This is a genomic window from Testudinibacter sp. 'clade 2', from assembly GCF_006227735.1.
In the GTDB taxonomy this organism is placed as follows: Bacteria; Pseudomonadota; Gammaproteobacteria; order Enterobacterales; family Pasteurellaceae; genus Chelonobacter.
On the sequence record NZ_VDHB01000014.1, the window covers coordinates 1 to 20,277 of the forward strand.

Consider the following 20,277-nt stretch of genomic DNA (forward strand, 5'->3'; position numbering starts at 1 on the left):
TGCGAAGTGCGGTATAAGCGCTTAATCAATAAGGGAAAAATGCAAAGTGCGGTTCAACACCGCACTTGATTTTTTGTTGCTATAATTAATTGATTTTTTTCTCAATCCCGACTACTAAATCCTGATCCAGATGTACGTTTAGCTGGTTAAACGGAATCGCAATACCCGCTCTATCGAACTCCAACTTCACTTTTTCGGTAATCGCAAAATAGACGCCCCAATAATCGGCGGTTCTTGCCCATGGACGCACAAACAACTGCACACTGTTGGACGCCAAGGATCCAACCACAATCGTCGGTTCCGGATTTTGCAATATCCGCGATTCCTGTGCCAAACAATCGGCAATAATCTGTTTTGCGGCGGTGATATCGCTGCTGTAATCAATATCGAAGATAAAATCAACTCGGCGGGTTTCGTTGGTTGAATAGTTGGTGATGCTGTCACCAAACACTTTGCCGTTCGGCACCAGCACTGTTTTGTTATCGCCGGTTCTCAGTTCCACCACCAATAAACCGATTTGATTCACCACACCGGCAACACCGCCGGCTTCAATATAATCACCTTTACGAAACGGTTTAAACACCAAAATCATCACCCCGGCAGCGAAATTTTGCAACGAGTTTTGCAACGCTAAACCAATAGCCAAGCCTGCCGCCCCGATCAACGCCACTAAAGAACTAGTGTTAATGCCCAGCTGCGACAATGCTGCAATCACTACGATCAACAAAAACAGAAAATAGCTGATCGAGCTGACAAATCCCTGCAACATCTCGTCTTTACTGGAGCGCAGTACTGCTTTGCCCAGCAAACCACTCAAAAAGCGCGCCACCGATTTACCGATAAAATAAATTGCAATTGCCAATAAAATTTTGGTGCCGTAGGGGATAATCCATTGATTTAACACGGTATTAAAATCCAATTGCTGAATCTGCTTCAGCACCTCCACGGTTTGTGCCTGAAGATCAACCGTTGTGGTTTCTGCTGCCATAAAAACTCCTTTTGTAGAATAAATGTGTGTTGGATAAATAAATCGATGAATTCTAACATTATGCTAAATTGATGAACAGCATAGCGTTAAACTTGACTAAATCTGTCGGAAATAATTGCCAGTCGTGCAATTTTTCTTTAGAATTCATTTAAACAACATTTTAAATATATCTTAAGGAACGCAATTTATGCACACACAACTTATCGCTTACAAAAAAATGCCGGTTTGGACCACAGATACCCTGCCGCAAATGTTCCGAGAAATGCACAATACCAAAGTCGGCACTTGGGCAAAAGTGACAATTCTTGCCGGATCATTGCAATATGTTGAACTGGACGAAGCCGGCAATGTGACGGCGACCCATGTATTTGATGTCGAAAATCAAGCACCGTTTGTCGAGCCGCAGCAGTGGCATCGGGTTGCGCCACTTTCCGATGACTTGCAATGCTATCTGGAGTTTTATTGCCTGCCGCAGGATTACGCTGCCAAAAAATACAATATGACCCAAACCCACTCCGAAGTGATCAATGCTGCCAAGCAGATTGCGCCGTGCAAAACGCTGGATTTAGGCTGCGGACAAGGGCGGAATTCACTGTTCTTAGGGGTGCAAGGCTTTGAGGTGGACGCTTGGGATCACAACCCAAACAGCATTGCATTTTTGGATTCGCTTATCGAAAAAGAAAAATCTGACAAGATCAAAACCGCACTTTACGACATTAACCAAGCGGCAATTCAAGACAATTACGATTTTATTCTCTCTACCGTGGTGCTGATGTTCCTGCAACGGGAGCGCATTCCGGCAATTATCGCCAATATGCAGCAACACACCAATCCGGGCGGTTACAACCTGATTGTTGCCGCAATGTCTACCGAGGATATGCCCTGTCCAATGCCGTTCTCTTTCACCTTTGCCGAAAATGAACTGAAAAATTATTACCACGATTGGGAACTACTTAAATACACCGAAGCCCCGGGCGAACTGCACAAAACCGACGCCGACGGCAATCGGATTAAATTGAAGTTCGTCACGATGTTGGCGAAAAAGGTTTAACGCATAAACAAAATTGGGTTCGCAGCACAATACGAACCCAATTTTTTCACCTTTTAATGACTCTACTTAATCCCTTCCACCAACGATTTGACCAAGTGCGGTCCGTGATAGATCAAACCGGAATACAGTTGCAACAATTCCGCACCGGCAGTGATTTTTTGCTCTGCGCTTGCCACGGAATCAATGCCGCCACTACCGATAATTGGAACTTCACCTTTTAGTTCTTGGTGTAAGCGAGTGATGATTTGGGTGCTGAGCTGTTGCAACGGTTTACCGCTTAAACCACCCTGTTGCTCAGCGTTGGCTATGCCCTGCACACTATCACGCGAAAGCGTGGTGTTGGTGGCAATTACACCGTCCATTTTATGCCGACGCAACGTGTCAGCGATCTGCACCAGTTCGGCTTCGGTTTGATCCGGCGCAATTTTGACCACAATCGGCACATATTTATTATAATAATCCGCTAATTCTTTTTGCCGCAGTTTAATACCTTGCAGCAAATCGTCCAGTGCTTCGCCATATTGTAACTGACGCAACCCCGGCGAATTCGGTGATGAGATATTGATCGTAATATAGCCGGCATGGTTATACACTTTGTTCAGGCAATAAATATAATCGCCTTTGCCGTTTTCGACCGAAGTGGTGCTGTTTTTGCCGATATTGATCCCGATCACGCCGTCATAGTTCGCTTTTTTGACATTCTCAACCAGATAATCCACGCCACGATTATTAAAACCGTTACGGTTGATAATCCCTTCAGCCTCTAATAAACGAAACTGACGCGGTTTCGGATTGCCGTCTTGCGCCAACGGTGTCACGGTGCCCACTTCGATAAAACCGAAACCCAGTGCAGCGAAACCGTCAATTGCATCACCATTTTTATCCGCACCGGCAGCTAAACCAATCGGGTTTTTAAAGCGGATCCCCATGCAGGTTTTCGGCGTACCTTGCGGACATCGAAGTGCGGTCTGTAGCAAGTATTTTGCCGGAGTTTTACCGATCATGCCCAGTGTTTTCAAGGTAACATTATGTGCCTGCTCGGCATCCAGTGAAAACAAGCCTTTTTTGATGAGTGAATACATAATCTTCTGCTTCTTCAATAATTTTATGAAATAGTTACCGATGCCATTTTGACACCATAAATCACGGTGAATACCAATCTAGTCCAACGCCTTTTCAATTTTTTCAAACAGATCTTTCGATAAGTTTTCGATTTTCGCCAACCGTTCCAAGCCGCGTTTCATCAGGGTTTGACGTTGTGCATCGTAGCGTCCTAATCGAATCAGTGGCTCAATTAAACGCGAAGCAATTTGCGGATTGCTGCGGTTTAACTTAATCAGCACTTCGACCAAAAAGCGGTAGCCTGAGCCATCAATCGCATGGAAAGCATTCGGGTTTTGGTTGGCAAAACTGCCGACCAGCGCACGTAGGCGGTTCGGATTATTAAAATTAAAACTTGGATGATCCATCAGCTTCGTCACTTGTTGCAACACATCTTCGTCCGGACGGGTTGCCTGCAACGCAAACCATTTATCCATCACTAATCCGTCATGCGCCCATTTGTGTTCAAAATCCGTCAATAAATTATCGCGACACGGCAAGGCGGCACTGCTCGCTGCCGCCAGTGCGGCAAGCGTGTCGGTCATATTGTTAGCGTGCAGATAATGCGTATTCACCAACGCATTGCCGAATTCCGTCACCGCCAGATAGCTCAAACAGACATTGCGCAGGCTGCGTAAAGCAATGTCCTGCCGTTCAATGCGGTATTCAGGCAGATCGATCCGATGATAAATTTTCAGCGACAGTGCTTTCAAATGTTCGGCAATGCTTTTCTGCAAGAATTTACGCACCTGATGGATACCGCTCGGGTCGATCACTTTAAACTGCTCGGCAAACTCTGTCTCTTTCGGCAAGGTCAACATCAGTGCAGTCAATTCCACATCTTGTTGATATTGCTCCAGAATGGAATGGAAAGTATCCAATAATAATGGGCTGACTTGCATCTGTTCGCCGTTTTGTTGGCGTTGCAGATTTTGCCGCAACTCATTCGACAGCAGCATTTGGGCGGCATCCCAACGGATAAAATCATTTTTAGCATGGCGCAATAAAAGCAGCAATTGTTGATCAGTGTAAGCATAATCCAGTTTTACCGGTGCAGAGAAATCGCACAACAACGCTGGAGTAGGTCTTGCATAAATATGATGAAATTCAAAGATTTGATGATTTTGCATTATATCCAACACATTGCTGACCAAGCCATTTTCGCTTTGCAACTCCTGTTGTTTGCCTTGCGGATCATACAACTCGATTTTCAACGGAATATGCAGATTAATTTTATCCAATTGATCGTGGGTTGGGGCTGTCAGTTGCGACACATGCAGACGATAAATATGGTTACGCTCGTCATACTCGTCGCTGATCGTCAGTTCCGGCGTACCGGATTGGCTGTACCAACGGCGGAACAGCGTCAAATCCACACCGGATGCCCGTTCCATAGCCGACACAAAATTTTCACAAGTTGCCGCTTTGCCGTCATTTTCGGCAATATACAATTTCATGCCTTGCTGAAACCGCTCTTCGCCCAACAATGTATGCAGCATGCGGATCACTTCCGAACCTTTTTCATACACGGTGACGGTATAGAAATTATTCATTTCAATCACCTTTTCCGGACGAATCGGGTGCGCCATCGGGCCGGCATCTTCAGCAAATTGTACCGTGCGTAGAATTTTAACGTTGTTGATCCGTTGCACCGCTCTTGAACCCGTATCAGAGGAGAATTCTTGATCGCGGAACACGGTCAAGCCTTCTTTTAAGCTAAGTTGGAACCAGTCACGGCAAGTCACACGGTTGCCGGTCCAATTGTGAAAATATTCATGAGCGATCACCGCTTCCACATTATGATAGTCTTCATCCGTCGCCGTTGCCGGATTTGCCAACACAAACTTGGAATTGAACACGTTCAAGCCCTTGTTTTCCATTGCACCCATATTGAAGAAATCAACCGCGACGATCATATAAATATCTAAATCGTATTCCAGATCAAACCGCTCTTCGTCCCATTTCATTGATTTTTTCAGGCTCTGCATCGCCCAATCGGCGCGGTTCAGATTGCCTTTATCCACATACAGCTCCAATGCCACTTCGCGACCACTTTTGGTGATAAAACGGTCTTGCAGCAGAGCAAAATCCCCCGCAACCAAGGCAAACAGATAGCTAGGTTTCGGAAATGGATCTTGCCATTCAACCCAATGACGCCCGTCAAGCATATCGCCGGTGGCGATGCGGTTGCCGTTGGACAATAAAAACGGATATTGGGTTTTATCGGCAGTAATCCGCGTGGTATAGCGTGCCAACACATCGGGGCGATCCAACATATAGGTGATTTGACGAAAGCCCTCCGCTTCGCACTGAGTGCAAAAACCATCACCGGATTGATATAAACCTTGCAACGAGGTATTTTCCGCCGGTTTTAAAAGCGTTTCAATTTCCAGCTCAAAATGATCGAGATTTAAGCCGCTAAGATCCAATTGCAGCGATTCCGCATCTTGCTGGTAAGCCGTAAACGGCTGTCCGTTTAATTTGATCGAAGCAAACTGAAAACTGTGTCCGTCCAACCGCAGCTGCTGAGCCTCAGGGTTCAAACGCGCAATTTGTGATTTGCTGACAACGCGGGTATGTTGGGGATCCAATTGAAAATCAAGAAAAATATCAGTGACGGTATAATCCGGTTTTTTGTAATCTTTTCTGTATTTTGCTTTTGCTGACATCGTCTGCTCCGTAGTATTTATTATGCGTGTTTTAGCCCGTAAGAATAGAATTTTCTCCGTCAAGTTGCAATCGAATCCCCGTTATCCGATTAAAAAAGATAAAATATTTTATCAACATGCCGTACAAGGCTTAATTTCTATTGAAATCATGCTATTCTTACCGCACTTTTCAAATGCCAAACAGAGGAAATTATCAGCTTTATGTCTGCCAAAATCGCCATCGTAATGGGGTCGCAAAGTGATTGGTCAACCATGATCGAAGCCGCCAATGTATTGGATCAACTGCAAGTGCCTTACCATGTGGAAATCGTCTCTGCCCACCGCACGCCAGATAAATTGTTCAGTTTTGCCGAACAAGCGTCAAGCAACGGTTATCAGGTGATTATTGCCGGTGCCGGCGGTGCTGCACATCTGCCGGGTATGATCGCTGCCAAAACCCTTGTACCGGTGTTGGGTGTGCCGGTGAAAAGTGCGGTATTGAGCGGAATCGACAGCTTATATTCCATCGTGCAAATGCCGAAAGGTATTCCGGTCGGCACCTTGGCGATCGGCGCCGCAGGCGCTGCCAATGCCGGTTTATTAGCGGCGCAGATTTTAGCCAATCACGATACCGCACTGGCACAACGCTTACAACAATTTCGTGCGCAACAGACCCAAGCGGTATTAGACAATCCCGATCCCCGTTTGCTATAAGGAAAGCGCCATGCAAAAAAGTGCCATTTATCCCCCAGTTTATGTGTTAGGCAACGGACAATTGGGACGCATGTTGCGGTATGCCGGCGCCCCGTTGGATATTAGGGTGCAGCCGTTAGACTTTACCGCTCCGCTGTTTGAAATTGAACCTGACGCAATCATCACCGCTGAAATCGAGCGCTGGCAAAGCACACCGCTCACCACCGCACTGGCTTCCCATCCAAACTTTATTAATCGCAATGTATTCGGCTTATTGGCGGATCGCTATTCACAAAAATCGCTGTTGGACGAATTAAACCTGCCGACTTCGCCATGGCAACAATTGGATTCTGACACGCAATGGGCGCAAATATTTCAGCAAGTCGCTAAAAAAGTCGTCGTCAAACGCCGCACCGGTGGCTATGACGGGCGCGGGCAATGGATTGTTACAGCGGATAACCGTGATCTGATCACTGATGATCTGTTCGGCGAGGTGATCGCCGAAGCCTTTATTCCGTTCGACTATGAAATCTCTTTGGTCGGTGCGCGCTTTGCCGACGGCGCAACCCGATTCTACCCCGTCACCCACAATCTGCAACAAAACGGTATTTTACGTTACAGCGTGCAGTTAGGTGCAGACCGCACTTTGCAGGCACAAGCCGAAGCCATGCTCAGCGCTATCATGCACAAACTGGACTATATCGGCGTGATGGCGATGGAGTGTTTTGTGATCGGTGATAAATTGCTGATTAACGAACTGGCGCCACGGGTGCACAACAGCGGGCACTGGACACAGCTTGGTTGTTCAGTTAGCCAATTTGAATTACATCTGCGTGCGTTGCTCAACCTGCCGACACCGCAGTTGGAGATTTTTATGCCGAGCGTGATGGTGAATTTAATTGGCACGGAACATCACCCGCAATGGTTGAACCTGCCGTTTAGCCAACTGCATTGGTACGGCAAAGAAGTGCGCTCAGGGCGCAAAGTCGGGCATATCAACCTCTCGCATCCGGATAAAAACGTGCTGATTGAAAATCTACGCCGATTGGCAGATTTACTGCCTGAGGATTACCATTCCGGCTTGGCATGGGCAATAGGGAAATTAAGCTGATTTTTGCTTTTTAAGATTGTTATCTGCGTTGAAAATCAGTATAAATAAAGACTTCATTTTATAATAACATTCACAACATCAAAGGAACTCACTATGTTTGAAAAAATCCAAGCCGCACCGGCGGATCCGATTTTAGGTTTAGGCGAAGCGTTTAAATCCGAAACCCGCAGCAACAAAATCAACTTGGGTATAGGCGTGTACAAAGATGCCAACGGCTTAACACCTATTGTCAAAGCGGTGAAAACAGCAGAAAAACGCCTGTTGGAAACGGAAAACAGCAAAAATTACCTGACGATTGACGGTGTTGCCGCCTATAACCAATTCACCCAAGCTTTGTTATTCGGCGAAAACAGTGAAATCGTCAATAGCAAACGCGCCAAAACCGCACAAAGTCTGGGCGGAACCGGCGCATTGCGTGTCGCAGCCGAATTTATCAAACGCCAAACCAATGCGCAAAACGTGTGGATCAGCGCCCCGACTTGGCCAAACCACAATGCGATCTTCAACGCCGTCGGCATCACCATCCGCAACTACCGTTACTATAATGAAGAGACCCATGCTTTAGATTGGGACAACATGATCGCCGATCTCAGCAACGCCGGCGAAGGCGATGTGGTCTTGCTGCACGGCTGCTGCCACAACCCGACCGGGATCGACCCGACTCCGACACAATGGCAACAATTAGCCGAAATGTCGCTGAAAAACGGTTGGTTGCCGCTGTTTGACTTCGCCTATCAAGGTTTAGCCAACGGTTTGGACGAAGATGCACAAGGCTTGCGTGCCTTTGCCGCTAATCATAAAGAGTTACTGGTCGCCAGCTCGTTCTCGAAAAACTTCGGTTTATACAATGAACGGGTCGGTGCATTTACGCTGGTAGCTGCCGATCAAGCCACTGCCGAAACTGCATTCAGCCAAGTGAAATCGGTTATCCGCACTCTGTATTCCAACCCGTCTTCACATGGCGCAAGTGCGGTAGCTCTGGTCTTGGGCGATGCAGAACTGAAAGCCGACTGGATTGCCGAACTGGCAGAAATGCGCCAACGCATTAAAACCATGCGCCAAAAATTTGTCGAGTTATTGAAAGAATACGGTGCCGAGCAAGATTTTTCATTCATCATCGAACAAAACGGCATGTTCTCCTTCAGCGGCCTCAGCCCGGAACAAGTAGATCGCCTGAAAGACGAATTCGCTATTTACGCCGTGCGCTCCGGCCGCATCAACATCGCCGGCATCACCGAAGACAATATTCAGTATCTGTGTGAAAGTATTGTTAAAGTGCTATAAAAAATAGTGGCCTGACAAACATAAGCAGATTACAGTCATGTAATCTGCTTTTTTGTTATCATATTTGACTACTTTTTATGTTTTAGATATTATCATCATAAACGACTACTTATGAGGTACTATGTTTACGGTACTGCTTACCCGACAAGCACAAAAAGAACTAACAGAGTTACCTAAATTGTTACAAGTGGCAACATTTCAACTCATTGAGGCTCTTGAACGCAGTGGCAATGAATTACGAGAACCCGTGGTAAGAAACCTCGGTAATGGCTTAAAGGAGCTTCGAGCTACTTCAAAAGAGGGAATTTCACGCAGTTTTTTCTTTTTTACTAAAGGCAAGAATGCGTATATTGTGCATATTATGCAGAAGAAAACCCAAAAAACCCCGAAGAAGACTCTTGAATTAGCCTACAACAGAATGGATAAATTACAAAAGGAGCTGAAAAATGATCAAAGATCCTGAACTTGAATTAGTATCGCTTGCCGATATAAAAAAAACATTGATGAAAGATCCTGAATTTGCGGCTGAATATGATGCACTTGAAGAGCGGCGTAAATTAGTTGCAATGCTGAAAGCCGCACGGCTTGAATTGAGACTGACTCAGTCCGATATTGCTGAAAAATCAGGTATTAATGTCAAGAATATTAGTCGGTTAGAACGAGGCATCGTTTCACCAACCTTGACTACACTTTCACGTTATGCGCATGCACTTGGCGGTAGTTTAACCTTTCAGCTTCAACAATAAAATCGAGGATTTCGCCTTTTTCAATCTTTATCTGGTTGTGCCATCATCTAATTTTGGAGCCGCTATGTTGTTATTGACCCTGCATATCTGTCTAGTTGTTGTCTTTTCAATCCGAATCTTGCTGCGCGATGATCTGGAAGCAACAAGTCGTTTGGCGTGGTTTGTCATTTTGATTATTTTTCCTTATTTCGGCGCAGGACTATATTGGCTGTTTGGGGAAAACAATATCGGTCAAGCCATCAGCAAAAAATACCATGCAATTTTTGCCGAAATGCGGCTTAATTTTCCGCAACTCATCAGCACAAAACAACAAAATGAATCTCAAATTGATCTGCCTTATCGGGCGGCTTTCGCGTATGCCGCCTCAATTAACGGTTTCCATACGCTGCCCGACAACCGTGCCGAACTGATGCCCGATGCTGACCAAGCCAGAGCACGGCTGCTCAACGATGTCGAACAGGCACAACACAATATTGATATTTTATATTACATCTGGTTGGCAGATCACACCGGTATCCATCTTGCCAATGCCTTGATTCGTGCTGCAAAGCGTGGCGTAACCTGCCGAGTGATGGTTGATGGTTTGGGATCACGGCAATTTGTTCGCTCCAGCTATTGGCAACAAATGCAAGCTGCCGGCGTGCAACTGGCAATCGCTTTTCCGATTGATCACCCGCTTAAAACCATCATCACCGGTCGTTTAGATTTGCGTAACCACCGCAAAATCACCTTAATTGATAATAAAATAGTCTATTGCGGCAGCCAAAACTGTGCTGATCCGGAATTTCGAGTCAAAGCCCGTTTTGCGCCTTGGGTCGATATTTTGCTGCGTTTTGAAGGTGCAGTAGTAAGACAAATGCAGCTTTTATTTACCAGCGACTGGCTCGTGGCGACCGGCAAAACCGCACTTGACGAGCTACCAAGCAGTAAAGACAGCATAAGCGATAAAGACAGTATAGTTGAGCAAATTTCAACGAACACATCAGGCTTTGCGGCGCAAGTGGTCGGCGATGGCCCGACCGAACGTAAAGACTCCTGCCCACAATTATTCGTCACTCTATTTCACAGTGCTCAACATGAGATCGCTTTGTCAACGCCATATTTTGTGCCGGATCACACCACCATTGAAGCCATTTGTGCCGCTGCTTGGCGAGGCGTAAAAGTCAGTTTAATTTTTCCGCAACGTAACGACTCTTGGGTGGTTTCGGCTGCCAGTCGCAGCCACTACTACCGCTTGCTGCAAGCAGGTGTAGCGATTTATGAATTCAAAAACGGGTTACTGCACGCCAAAACACTCACCATTGACGGCAAAGTCAGTTATATCGGCTCTACCAATTTGGATCTGCGCAGCTTTAATTTAAATTATGAAAATAATATTCTTCTGCAAGATAACGAACTCACCGCAGCCATTTACCAACGTCAGCAAGATTATATCGCCCAGTCTATTGCCATCACCCAACAACAGGTTGGACAATGGTCTGTGTTACGCCGTATTTGGCAAAACATTGTCGCCACCATCGGACCAATTTTATAATCCATCACAATCTCCTTCACTTCAAAAAGCGTAAAAATTTTGTCAATCATACATTGAAAAAAGAATTGTTTTCAATTAGAATTGCGACTCTGACCTTCGTGATGGAAAAAGATCGTGTTTAAACTGGAGCAAGTCGCTTATTGTATTCCAAGCATTGATACGCCAAGCCAAAAGCGCGGTTACCGCACTTTATTGCAACCGACGGATTTAACCTTTGAAATCGGCAAGGTTTATGGCTTGATCGGCCATAATGGCTCCGGCAAATCAACTTTAATTAAACTGCTCGCCAATCAACAGGCCTGTAGTAGCGGGAAACTGCTTTTGCAAAATCGTGAAATCAGCCGCTGGGGAAGTCGTGAATTTGCGCGAGAAGTAGCCTATCTGCCACAACATCTGCCTGCTGCTGCCAATTTAACCGCACGAGAACTGATTCAAATGGGGCGCTATGCTTGGAACGGCTTATTCGGACGCAATAAACAGAAAGATCACGATGCGGTTGAAAACGCCTTAAAACTGACCCACACTGAAGCTTTTGCCGATCAATTGGTGGAAACCCTTTCGGGTGGGGAACGTTCCCGCATTTGGTTGGCTATGTTATTGGCGCAACAAAGTCGCTTTCTGCTGTTAGACGAACCACTCGCCGCACTGGATATTGCCCATCAGGTGGAAGTGATGCAGCTTATTCAACAACTCGCACGCCAATTGAATATCGGAGTGGTGATTGTGATTCATGATGTCAATCTTGCAGCACGCTTTTGTGACCACCTCATTGCCCTGCACAGTGGCAAACTGCTAATGCAAGGTGCACCACAAACCGTGATGACTCAGGCTAATTTGCAGGCGATCTACGGCATCGGCTTAAACGTCATTCGCCATCCGGTTTCTGCTGTGCCGGTCGCCTTTTTCTAAGCGGAGACTGAAATGAAAAAATCCGCCCTGCTGCTCCTGTCACTTGCGCTGCTGATGTTGTTCAGTTACCGCACTTTTGCCCAAGTTAACTCGCCTGATTTGAGAGTTGCAACCCTCGACTGGACCGTGGCAGAAACATTATTGGCACTCGGACAGCCGCCAATCGCTGTCGGCGATGCTGAGAGCTACCGCACTTGGGTTTCGGTGCCGGAGCTACCGCAACATACGCTGGATTTAGGCACACGATTGCAACCCAATCAAGAACTGTTAGCCAAATTACAACCGGATCGGTTTATCAATAGTGCGATGTTCAGCAACTTAACACCGATTTTGCAACATTATGCCCGGCAACATGCTGGCCAGTCTCAGCCAGTGAACGAAGTCAATTTCTACCGTGAAGGGGAAATTTGGCAAAATCAGCTGGCTGCCACCCGTGAATTGGCGCAATTGATCGCTAAGCCACAGCGTGCAGAAAGCTTGATTCAGCAGACGGAACAACTTTTTGTACAACTCAAAACCCAATTGACGCCTTACCAAAACCGCACTTTGCTATTGGTACAGTTTATTGACAGCCGCCATTTGCGGGTATATGGCGAAAACAGCCTATTTGGTGCCGCAATTCGGCAAATGGGGTTTCGTAATGCTTGGACAGCGCCGGTTACGCTGTGGGGCTCAACCAATATCGGCATCAACCAGCTAGCGGAATTTAAAGACAATCCACGCTTAATCGTGATTAAGCCCTATCCGCTGAATGTGCCGACCGCACTTGAACACAACACCCTTTGGCAGCATCTGCCACTATCGAAAGATCCGCTCGTATTGCCTGCCATTTGGACCTTCGGCGCACTGCCGTCAGCACAGCGTTTCGCACTGGCATTAGCCGACGCTTTGCAACAGGGAGGTGAGCCATGGTAAGCCGTCCGCTGCTGCTGAATATCACATTACTATTGCTCACTATTTTGCTCGGCGGCTGGCTATTAAAGCTGCAACTGCCACAGATAGGATCATGGGCAGAATTGTTACAACCCAATAGCTCATCGCTCGAGCTGCTATTGGTACAAAATTATACCCTGCCACGGATCGCGATCGCACTGTTAGCCGGCACCGCACTTGGCTTGGCAAGCCTGTTGTTGCAGCAGGTCGTCAATAATCCGCTTGCCTCCGACAACACCTTGGCGGTCAGCAGTGGTGCTCAATACCTACTGTTTAGTTGCACCCTGTTCTTTCCGTCGATTCTGCATTTCGGCAGCACACTTATCGCCTTTTTAGGTGCACTGGCGGCACTGGCTCTGGTTTTTTTATTGGCATGGCGCAAAAATTTATCGCCACTGATTATGATCCTCGCCGGTTTAGTAGTGAATCTATATTTAGGCTCGCTCTCTGCCACCTTAATGCTGTTCTATCCGGAAGAATCGCGCGGCTTGATGATCTGGGGCGCAGGCTCACTGCTGCAAGAGAGCTGGCTCGACAGCATTCAACTGTTTTGGCTATTAATTCCGGCGCTAGTAATATTAGCCATGCTACAGCGCCCACTTGCCATTCTTGCCTTAAATGACAGTAATGCCAAAAGTCTCGGCGTACCGGTGCAGTGGATTCGTTTTGCCGGCTTGCTGCTTTCTGCTTATTTGGTGGCAATAGTAATCAGCCGTGTCGGTATGCTGGGTTTTATCGGTTTAGCCGCCACCACCATCAGCCGCCAACTGGGAATTCGCACGTTCAGAGGACAGTTGTTGCAAAGTGCCTATTTATCCGCTGTTTTATTGCTGATTACCGATTTAGGATTACAGCTCATCAGTCAATATCACCAAATTCAACTCCCGACCGGTGCAGTCACCGCCGTATTGGGCACGCCATTACTCTTATGGCTGATGTTTAAAAACCTGCCGCACAGCGGACGGCTGCAATCTTCTGCTGATTTCCTGAGCATCAATAAAATGGTGACGCACCGCACTGGGTTAGTGTTAAGCCTATTGTTTATTTTAACCGCACTTTTCGCCCTGTTGCTCGGCAACAGTGCCGACGGCTGGACGTTCAGTGCATTGAGCGACACCGTGCTGGAACTTCGTTATCCACGCCTGTTGTATGCCCTCGCCGCCGGAATAATGTTGTCGCTCGCCGGTGTATTATTGCAACGCCTGAGTTTCAACCCAATGGCAAGCCCAGAACTGTTAGGGATCACCTCCGGCGTCAGTTTCGGGGTGTTGCTGGTCATTTTTGGTTTCAGTCAACTGACCCAGCAGAACCTGTGGATCGCCGGCATCTGTGGCGCATTGTTGGTGTTGTTGATTGTGATGTTGATCAACGGGCGCAGCGGCATGTTGCCGGAACGGATTTTGCTGACCGGGATCAGCCTTGCCGCCCTGTTTGATGCGATACAGCGCATCTTGCTTGCCAGCGGTGACTTCCGCATTCAACAGTTATTGAGTTGGACCAGCGGCTCTACCTACTATGCCGAAAGCGGATTAGCGATCGGCTTGGGCTTGACCGCACTTTTACTGCTCGCTGTCAGCTTGATTTTCAGTCGCTGGCTCGATCTGCTCAGCCTGCAAGCCGTGGTGGCAAAAGCGCTCGGCTTGAATATGCACCAAGCCCGCTGGATCTTTATTTTATTAAGTGCGGTTCTCACCGCTTGTGCCACCTTGGTGGTCGGGCCACTCAGTTTTATCGGGCTGCTGGCACCGCACTTGGCACACTATCTGGGCTTTCACAAGCCAAAAACACAAATTCTTGCCGCTGCGCTGATCGGCGCCACGGTGATGATAACTGCCGACTGGCTCGGTCGGCAAATACTGTTTCCGTATGAAATTCCTGCCGGACTGGTGGCAACCCTGCTCGGCGGCAGTTATTTTCTATTGATTATGCGTCGGGTATAACCTGGCGTTTTTTATGAACATTTGAGGACAACTTGATGAAAAACAAAACCTTTCACTATTCTGCGTTGACAACCGCACTTTTGCTCAGCCTGAACCCGGCACTTGCCGAAACCCAGGCGGGTGAGATGTTGGAAGAGATTAATGTGGTTGGTTCTATTACCAAAATCGGTGGTATTACTTACGATCAACCGCAATCCGCCACGGTCGTCACTGCACAGCAAATCTCTGATAACGGAGCGAAAAAAGTCGATCAAGCGTTAAATTATCAAGCCGGTATTCAAGGCGCACCTTTTGGAAACGATAATAAATCCGAATGGTTTAAAATTCGCGGTTTTGACGCATCAACCACTTTAGACGGTACCCAAACCTCACCAAATGGTTTCTTTGTTTGGCTGCCTGAAGTGTACGGTGTGGAAGACATTGAAGTGGTTAAAGGCGCAAACTCGCTGTTATACGGAGCTTCGCAAGCCGGCGGCACCATCAACCTGATAACCAAACGCCCAAAAACAACCCCACAAGGGGAATTTAATCTCGGCTTGGGAAATAATAACCAACGTTCAGTAAGTGCAGATTATAGCGGACTGGCGAATGAATCTGGCAGTCTGCGCTATCGTTTTGTCGGTCAATTCCGTCAGGAAGACGGCACACAAGATTATAGCAAAATGAAACACTACTATTTTGCACCCAGCCTGACGTGGGATATTAGCGATAAAACCAGCCTGACGATCCTAACCAGCTATCAACGTGAACATGGACGCCCAACCAACGGTTTTTTACCTGCTTACGGCTCGTTGATCCCATCATCATTGGGAACCATTGCCCGTAGCACCTATTTCGGCGAACCAAGCCGTGACAATATGGAGCGCGAACAACTTTCCGTCGGTTATGAGTTCCAGCATAAATTTAATAATGACTGGATTTTCTCACAAAACTACCGTTTCAACCATTTGGACATGGATCTGTTAGGTGTGTTTGCTTGGTCTTCTGACAATAACCGCTCCGCTTACCGTGGCTATAGTTATAGCAAAGGTACTTCGACAACTCATAGTGTTGACAACCGTATCAGCAAAACTTGGACTTTCGAAAATGGGATTGAAAATACTCTGTTATTAGGTACCGATTATCTACACGCCAAAACTCGTGGTCATAATAATGGGTTCGGCTATGTTCCGTCGATTGATCTATTTGCACCGGTCTATGGACAAGACTTTAACCTCACATCAACCCCATACCATATCAAAACCAGCCAATGGGGTTTGTATATCCAAGACCAATTACGGATTGATAATGCGTGGATTTTCAATATCGGATTACGTCACGATAAAGCCAGAAGCAACAGTTTTGTCAGCAGCACTAATAACTCTTATAACATCAGCCACAACACAGTTTCCGGTGGAATGATGTATTTGTTTGAAAACGGCTTGGCTCCTTATTTCAGCTATTCCGAATCTTTCCGTCCAACAACCGGTGTCGATGGTTATAATCGCCCTTACAAACCATACGAAGGAAAACAATACGAAGGCGGAATCAAATATGCGCCGAGTTTTGTCGATGGTACGATTTCCGTGGCTTACTTTGATTTAACCGAAAAGAATTCGTTGGTTTCTGACAGCTCAAACGTTTCGGTGCAAGCCGGTGAACGCCGGAATAAAGGAATTGAAGTTCAAGCAGATCTGAATCTGACTAATAACTGGAAAATCAATGCTGCTTACACCCATAACCATTCACGCCAAGATCTATCTAATGTGAAAACAATCCCTACACCAATGGTGGCGAAACATATAGCTTCACTCTGGACCAGCTACCGCTTTGACGGTGCATTAGACGGTTTATTAGTCGGCACAGGCGTTCGTTATGTCGGTTCGAGTACCGATGATCAGTATTATGCTGGTTATAAAGTACCGTCTTACACTGTATGGGACGCTATGGCACAGTATCATTTCACTCCAAATTGGCAATTACAGATCAACGCAACCAATTTAACCAATAAAACATACCTGAGCGGTTGTAGTTTTTACTGCTATTACGGTGCCGAACGCTTGGTTAATGCGACTGTTTCTTACAAATGGTAATCAAACCGTTGGTTCTCTCTTATGCTTCATCTCGTGCAGGATCAATATAACTTAAACCGCACTTTAAAGTTAGTGTCGGGCATTAATGCCCGACCTACTGTTATTTCATATATTGTCCTTACAAATAAAATAATAGATACTTTTTGTATCTATATTTTGTAGGGGGAATCATCAAATGACAACAGCTAAATTATTTTGGAGCGGTAATTCACAGGCACTACGATTGCCAAAAGCGTTTCGTTTTCATGGTGATAAAGTCAGTATCAAACGTAAAGGAAACCAAGTCATTCTTGAACCTATCATAACCGATTGGTCGTGGCTAGATCAGCTTGGCGAATTTGACGCCAGTTTAGAAAGTGCGGTTTTAGAAAATAGAAATGCCCTGTTAGAACCCGAACGAGACTGGGATTTTTGATAATGAAATTCCTATTGGATACTAACACTGCATTTCATCAACAATTAAGAGCACATCAGCCTAGTGATTTTGTGTTATCAAGTATTGTTATGCATGAACTTTATTATGGTGTGGAGAAAAGTCAACGCAAACAGCAAAATCGCGCAAAATTAGAAACATTGCCTTTTGAAGTTCTTGCCTTCAGCAACGATGACGCCCAAATAGCAGGGCAAATTAGAGCCTCTTTAGAGCAAAAAGGCACACCTATCGACAGCTATGACACTTTAATTGCCGCACAGGCAATAAGTAATCAACTTATCTTGATTACTCACAACACAAAAGAATTCCAACGAATCGAACAACTAAGCTATGAGGATTGGCAGTAAGAGGATTGGCAGTAAGAAATAGCGCCCTTACCACTTCTCTGCTGCCAACTTGTCGCTTGCCCGCTCTTCGATCCAGCGTTCGCCATTGTCGGTCAACTCTTTTTTCCAAAATGGGGCTTGGGTTTTAAGGTAATCCATAATAAATTCATTGGCTTGGTAGGCATCGCCACGATGCTTGCAGCTCACGCCAACCAAGACGATTTCATCGCCGGTTTGCAATTCTCCCACACGGTGGATCAACTGCACTCGCTGCATTTCCCAGCGTTGGCAAGCCTGAGCCACAATCTCGTTCAGCGCTTTTTCCGTCATTGCCGGGTAATGTTCCAAATAAAGTTTTTCTACACTGTCACCCAGATTCATCTCGCGCACTTTGCCGATAAACAGCACCACAGCACCACTGCTTTTCGGCTCAGATAACCATTGGTAAACCGCACTTTGATCAAATGCTGCGGTTTGTACCGCAACCCGAATTTCTGTTGCCACGTCTGTCTGCACCGTTACCCCCCAGTCACTGGCGGAAAAAAGGCAATTTCATCGCCGTCTTGAATCGGGCTATCCAGTGGCATCAATGTTTGGTTGATCGCTACCAGCAATTTGTCGCTTTGCAGTGCCAACGCCCATTTATCCCCTTTGGCTGCCAAATATTGGCGCAATGCTTCAGCAGTAGAAAACTCCGCTTCCAGTTGCAGCTCGTCAGTGTTGATCAACTCTCGCACTTGCGCAAAGAACAATACTTTAATCATTTTTTCCCTCAACCGAAAAATCGCCCGACTTACCGCCGCTTTTACTCAACAACCGCACTTGCTCAATCACAATGTCTTTCTGCACCGCTTTGCACATATCGTAAATCGTCAGTGCCGCCACCGAAGCTGCCGTCAGCGCCTCCATTTCCACACCGGTTTTGCCGCTTAAACGGCACAGGCTTTCGATCCGCACTTGATTAGTGGCAGGAAGTGCGGTCAGATTGACTTCAACTTTGGTGAGTAACAACGGGTGGCACAACGGAATCAGTTCCCAAGTGCGTTTTGCCGCTTGAATCCCGGCAATGCGGGCGGTGGCAAACACATCGCCTTTATGGTGATCACCGTTTAAAATCATCTGTAACGTTTGCGCCGACATGGCCACCAGCGCTTCGGCACGGGCTTCACGCACGGTTTCGGCTTTGTTGCCGACATCGACCATATTGGCTTCGCCGTTGCTGTTGATATGGGTAAATTGTTGCATAATGTCTCTTTAAGATAGGTTTGGCATTTCTGCCCTAGATAACTCAACCACCTATTGATGCCAAGTGCGGTCGCACGCCGCTGTCGCCTTGATGCAGATAGTGATGCTCGCGTTTTTGTTGCAATGCGGAAAAGAGCCTTGCCTGCAATGGGGCTTGCTGCCAATCCTGTTGCAGCAGATCACGCAGTTCAACTCCCTCTTCCCCAAATAAGCAGAGGTGTAACTGCCCTTTGGCAGAGACACGCAGGCGGTTGCAATCGGCACAGAAATCTTTGGAATACGGCATAATCAAACCAATTGCCCCTTGATAATCCGGGTGTTTCAGCACCTTAGCCGGTCCATCCGTCATCGCTCGGTTTTGCAGCTGCCAGCCGTTTTGCAGCAACTGTTCCATCAGCACTGAACCGGACAAATGGTGACGATCAAAAAAACGATCCATTTCCCCGGTTTGCATTAATTCGATAAAACGCATCTCGATCGGACGATCTTTAATCCAAGCTAAAAATGCCGCAAAATCTTTATCATTCAAGCCTTTCATCAGCACTGAATTGACTTTAATTTGCTGATAGCCCGCCTCAAAGGCTTTATCAATCCCGTCCATCACTTGATGAAACAGATTCTCACCGGTAATTTGATGAAACATTTTTGGATCAAGGCTATCCACGCTGACATTGATCGCATCCAGCCCGGCGGCACGCCATTCTGCCACGGATTTCGCCATGCGGTAGCCGTTGGTGGTCAGCGCAATTTTTTTGATCTTAGCGTTGGCACGCACCGTTTCGATGATCCGGGTGAAATCTTTGCGCAGCGTCGGCTCGCCGCCGGTGATCCGCACCTTCTCGGTGCCCATTGCCGCAAAGCCGTTGATCAAACGCCGAATTTCGTTCAACTGTAGAAACGACGGTTTGTTGCTTTGCGGTTGATAACCATTCGGCAGGCAGTAATTACACTTGAAATTACACACGTCGGTGATGGAGAGACGCAAATATTGATATTGGCGCTTAAAGCGATCGACCAATTGCTGAGGCTGATTTTGTTGCAATGGCACAAAACCAACCGGAATTTGATGTATTCGGATTTGCTGCATTCTGACACCTTTCTAAACACGAGCGGATAAACCGTTTCCAGCGTATCCGGCGTAGTACAAAATGACCGTACTAACAGGCTTGCTGCCCTATTTTTGCAAACGTAGGCGAGACAAGCTCGGAGTGATATGCGTTGTTAAATTTTGCTTAATTTTATCATTCCCAGCCGCAAGCGCAA

At 46.6% G+C, this 20,277-nt stretch carries 20 protein-coding genes and 1 riboswitch; of the genes, 13 read left to right on the forward strand and 7 right to left on the reverse strand.

Annotation, left to right across the window (positions count from 1 at the left end):
• Nucleotides 1-85: 85 nt before the first annotated feature.
• Nucleotides 86-988 (reverse strand): mechanosensitive ion channel family protein, encoded by a 903-nt coding sequence (locus FHQ30_RS01490; protein ID WP_139610513.1) that lies wholly within the window; start codon nt 986-988, stop codon nt 86-88.
• A 187-nt stretch (nt 989-1,175) separates the two neighbouring features.
• Here FHQ30_RS01490 and tehB point away from each other — a divergent pair, with 187 nt between their 5' ends.
• Entirely contained in the window at nt 1,176-2,039 is an 864-nt protein-coding gene (gene tehB / locus FHQ30_RS01495) for an SAM-dependent methyltransferase TehB (RefSeq protein ID WP_139610514.1), read from the forward strand.
• Nucleotides 2,040-2,101: 62 nt separating this feature from the next.
• On the opposite strand, the gene pyrD is transcribed toward tehB, so the two are convergent.
• Nucleotides 2,102-3,121 (reverse strand): quinone-dependent dihydroorotate dehydrogenase, encoded by a 1,020-nt coding sequence (gene pyrD / locus FHQ30_RS01500; RefSeq protein WP_139610515.1) that lies wholly within the window; start codon nt 3,119-3,121, stop codon nt 2,102-2,104.
• A gap of 78 nt (nt 3,122-3,199) precedes the next feature.
• Nucleotides 3,200-5,809, reverse strand: a complete 2,610-nt coding sequence (gene pepN, locus FHQ30_RS01505) for an aminopeptidase N (RefSeq protein WP_139610516.1) — start codon at nt 5,807-5,809, stop codon at nt 3,200-3,202.
• 201 nt (nt 5,810-6,010) lie between these two features.
• Here pepN and purE point away from each other — a divergent pair, with 201 nt between their 5' ends.
• The 12 genes from purE to FHQ30_RS01565 all read left to right on the forward strand — a co-directional run bounded on the left by purE (nt 6,011) and on the right by FHQ30_RS01565 (nt 17,790).
• On the forward strand, nt 6,011-6,502 hold the full coding sequence (gene purE / locus FHQ30_RS01510; protein ID WP_139610517.1) for a 5-(carboxyamino)imidazole ribonucleotide mutase: 492 nt from the start codon (nt 6,011-6,013) through the stop codon (nt 6,500-6,502).
• A gap of 10 nt (nt 6,503-6,512) precedes the next feature.
• On the forward strand, nt 6,513-7,592 hold the full coding sequence (purK, locus tag FHQ30_RS01515; RefSeq protein ID WP_139610518.1) for a 5-(carboxyamino)imidazole ribonucleotide synthase: 1,080 nt from the start codon (nt 6,513-6,515) through the stop codon (nt 7,590-7,592).
• A 93-nt stretch (nt 7,593-7,685) separates the two neighbouring features.
• On the forward strand, nt 7,686-8,876 hold the full coding sequence (locus FHQ30_RS01520) for an amino acid aminotransferase (RefSeq protein ID WP_139610519.1): 1,191 nt from the start codon (nt 7,686-7,688) through the stop codon (nt 8,874-8,876).
• A gap of 121 nt (nt 8,877-8,997) precedes the next feature.
• Complete coding sequence (locus tag FHQ30_RS01525) at nt 8,998-9,339, forward strand: type II toxin-antitoxin system RelE/ParE family toxin (RefSeq protein ID WP_132967361.1); 342 nt, start codon at nt 8,998-9,000, stop codon at nt 9,337-9,339.
• On the forward strand, nt 9,323-9,622 hold the full coding sequence (locus tag FHQ30_RS01530) for a helix-turn-helix domain-containing protein (protein ID WP_267963751.1): 300 nt from the start codon (nt 9,323-9,325) through the stop codon (nt 9,620-9,622). The genes FHQ30_RS01525 and FHQ30_RS01530 overlap by 17 nt, the downstream gene beginning before the upstream one ends.
• Before the next feature lie 64 nt (nt 9,623-9,686).
• Nucleotides 9,687-11,156, forward strand: coding sequence for a cardiolipin synthase (gene cls / locus FHQ30_RS01535; RefSeq protein ID WP_139610520.1), 1,470 nt, complete (start codon nt 9,687-9,689; stop codon nt 11,154-11,156).
• Nucleotides 11,157-11,270: 114 nt separating this feature from the next.
• Nucleotides 11,271-12,065 carry an ABC transporter ATP-binding protein gene (locus FHQ30_RS01540; RefSeq protein WP_442805640.1) on the forward strand — a complete coding sequence of 265 codons (795 nt, stop codon included), beginning with the start codon at nt 11,271-11,273 and terminating at the stop codon, nt 12,063-12,065.
• Nucleotides 12,066-12,077: 12 nt separating this feature from the next.
• Nucleotides 12,078-12,980: an iron-siderophore ABC transporter substrate-binding protein gene (locus tag FHQ30_RS01545; RefSeq protein ID WP_267963752.1), complete on the forward strand. Its 903-nt coding sequence runs from the start codon at nt 12,078-12,080 to the stop codon at nt 12,978-12,980.
• The gene (gene fhuB, locus FHQ30_RS01550) at nt 12,974-14,938 is read left to right on the forward strand and encodes a Fe(3+)-hydroxamate ABC transporter permease FhuB (RefSeq protein WP_139610521.1); all 1,965 of its coding nucleotides are present in this window, start codon (nt 12,974-12,976) and stop codon (nt 14,936-14,938) included. The genes FHQ30_RS01545 and fhuB overlap by 7 nt, the downstream gene beginning before the upstream one ends.
• Before the next feature lie 35 nt (nt 14,939-14,973).
• Entirely contained in the window at nt 14,974-17,010 is a 2,037-nt protein-coding gene (locus FHQ30_RS01555; protein WP_139610522.1) for a TonB-dependent siderophore receptor, read from the forward strand.
• A gap of 175 nt (nt 17,011-17,185) precedes the next feature.
• On the forward strand, nt 17,186-17,425 hold the full coding sequence (locus FHQ30_RS01560) for an antitoxin (protein ID WP_139610523.1): 240 nt from the start codon (nt 17,186-17,188) through the stop codon (nt 17,423-17,425).
• Nucleotides 17,426-17,427: 2 nt separating this feature from the next.
• Nucleotides 17,428-17,790, forward strand: coding sequence for a type II toxin-antitoxin system VapC family toxin (locus FHQ30_RS01565; protein WP_139610524.1), 363 nt, complete (start codon nt 17,428-17,430; stop codon nt 17,788-17,790).
• A 27-nt stretch (nt 17,791-17,817) separates the two neighbouring features.
• Here the strand turns inward: FHQ30_RS01565 and moaE are convergent, their stop codons facing one another.
• The 4 genes from moaE to moaA all read right to left on the reverse strand — a co-directional run bounded on the left by moaE (nt 17,818) and on the right by moaA (nt 20,101).
• Nucleotides 17,818-18,285: a molybdopterin synthase catalytic subunit MoaE gene (gene moaE / locus FHQ30_RS01570; protein WP_267963753.1), complete on the reverse strand. Its 468-nt coding sequence runs from the start codon at nt 18,283-18,285 to the stop codon at nt 17,818-17,820.
• A gap of 2 nt (nt 18,286-18,287) precedes the next feature.
• Complete coding sequence (gene moaD / locus FHQ30_RS01575; protein WP_139610525.1) at nt 18,288-18,533, reverse strand: molybdopterin synthase sulfur carrier subunit; 246 nt, start codon at nt 18,531-18,533, stop codon at nt 18,288-18,290.
• Nucleotides 18,526-19,014 (reverse strand): cyclic pyranopterin monophosphate synthase MoaC, encoded by a 489-nt coding sequence (gene moaC, locus FHQ30_RS01580; protein WP_139610526.1) that lies wholly within the window; start codon nt 19,012-19,014, stop codon nt 18,526-18,528. The genes moaD and moaC overlap by 8 nt, the downstream gene beginning before the upstream one ends.
• A 43-nt stretch (nt 19,015-19,057) precedes the next feature.
• Nucleotides 19,058-20,101, reverse strand: coding sequence for a GTP 3',8-cyclase MoaA (gene moaA / locus FHQ30_RS01585; RefSeq protein WP_139610527.1), 1,044 nt, complete (start codon nt 20,099-20,101; stop codon nt 19,058-19,060).
• Nucleotides 20,091-20,235, reverse strand: a riboswitch (molybdenum cofactor riboswitch). It overlaps the preceding gene by 11 nt.
• Nucleotides 20,236-20,277 lie beyond the last annotated feature (42 nt).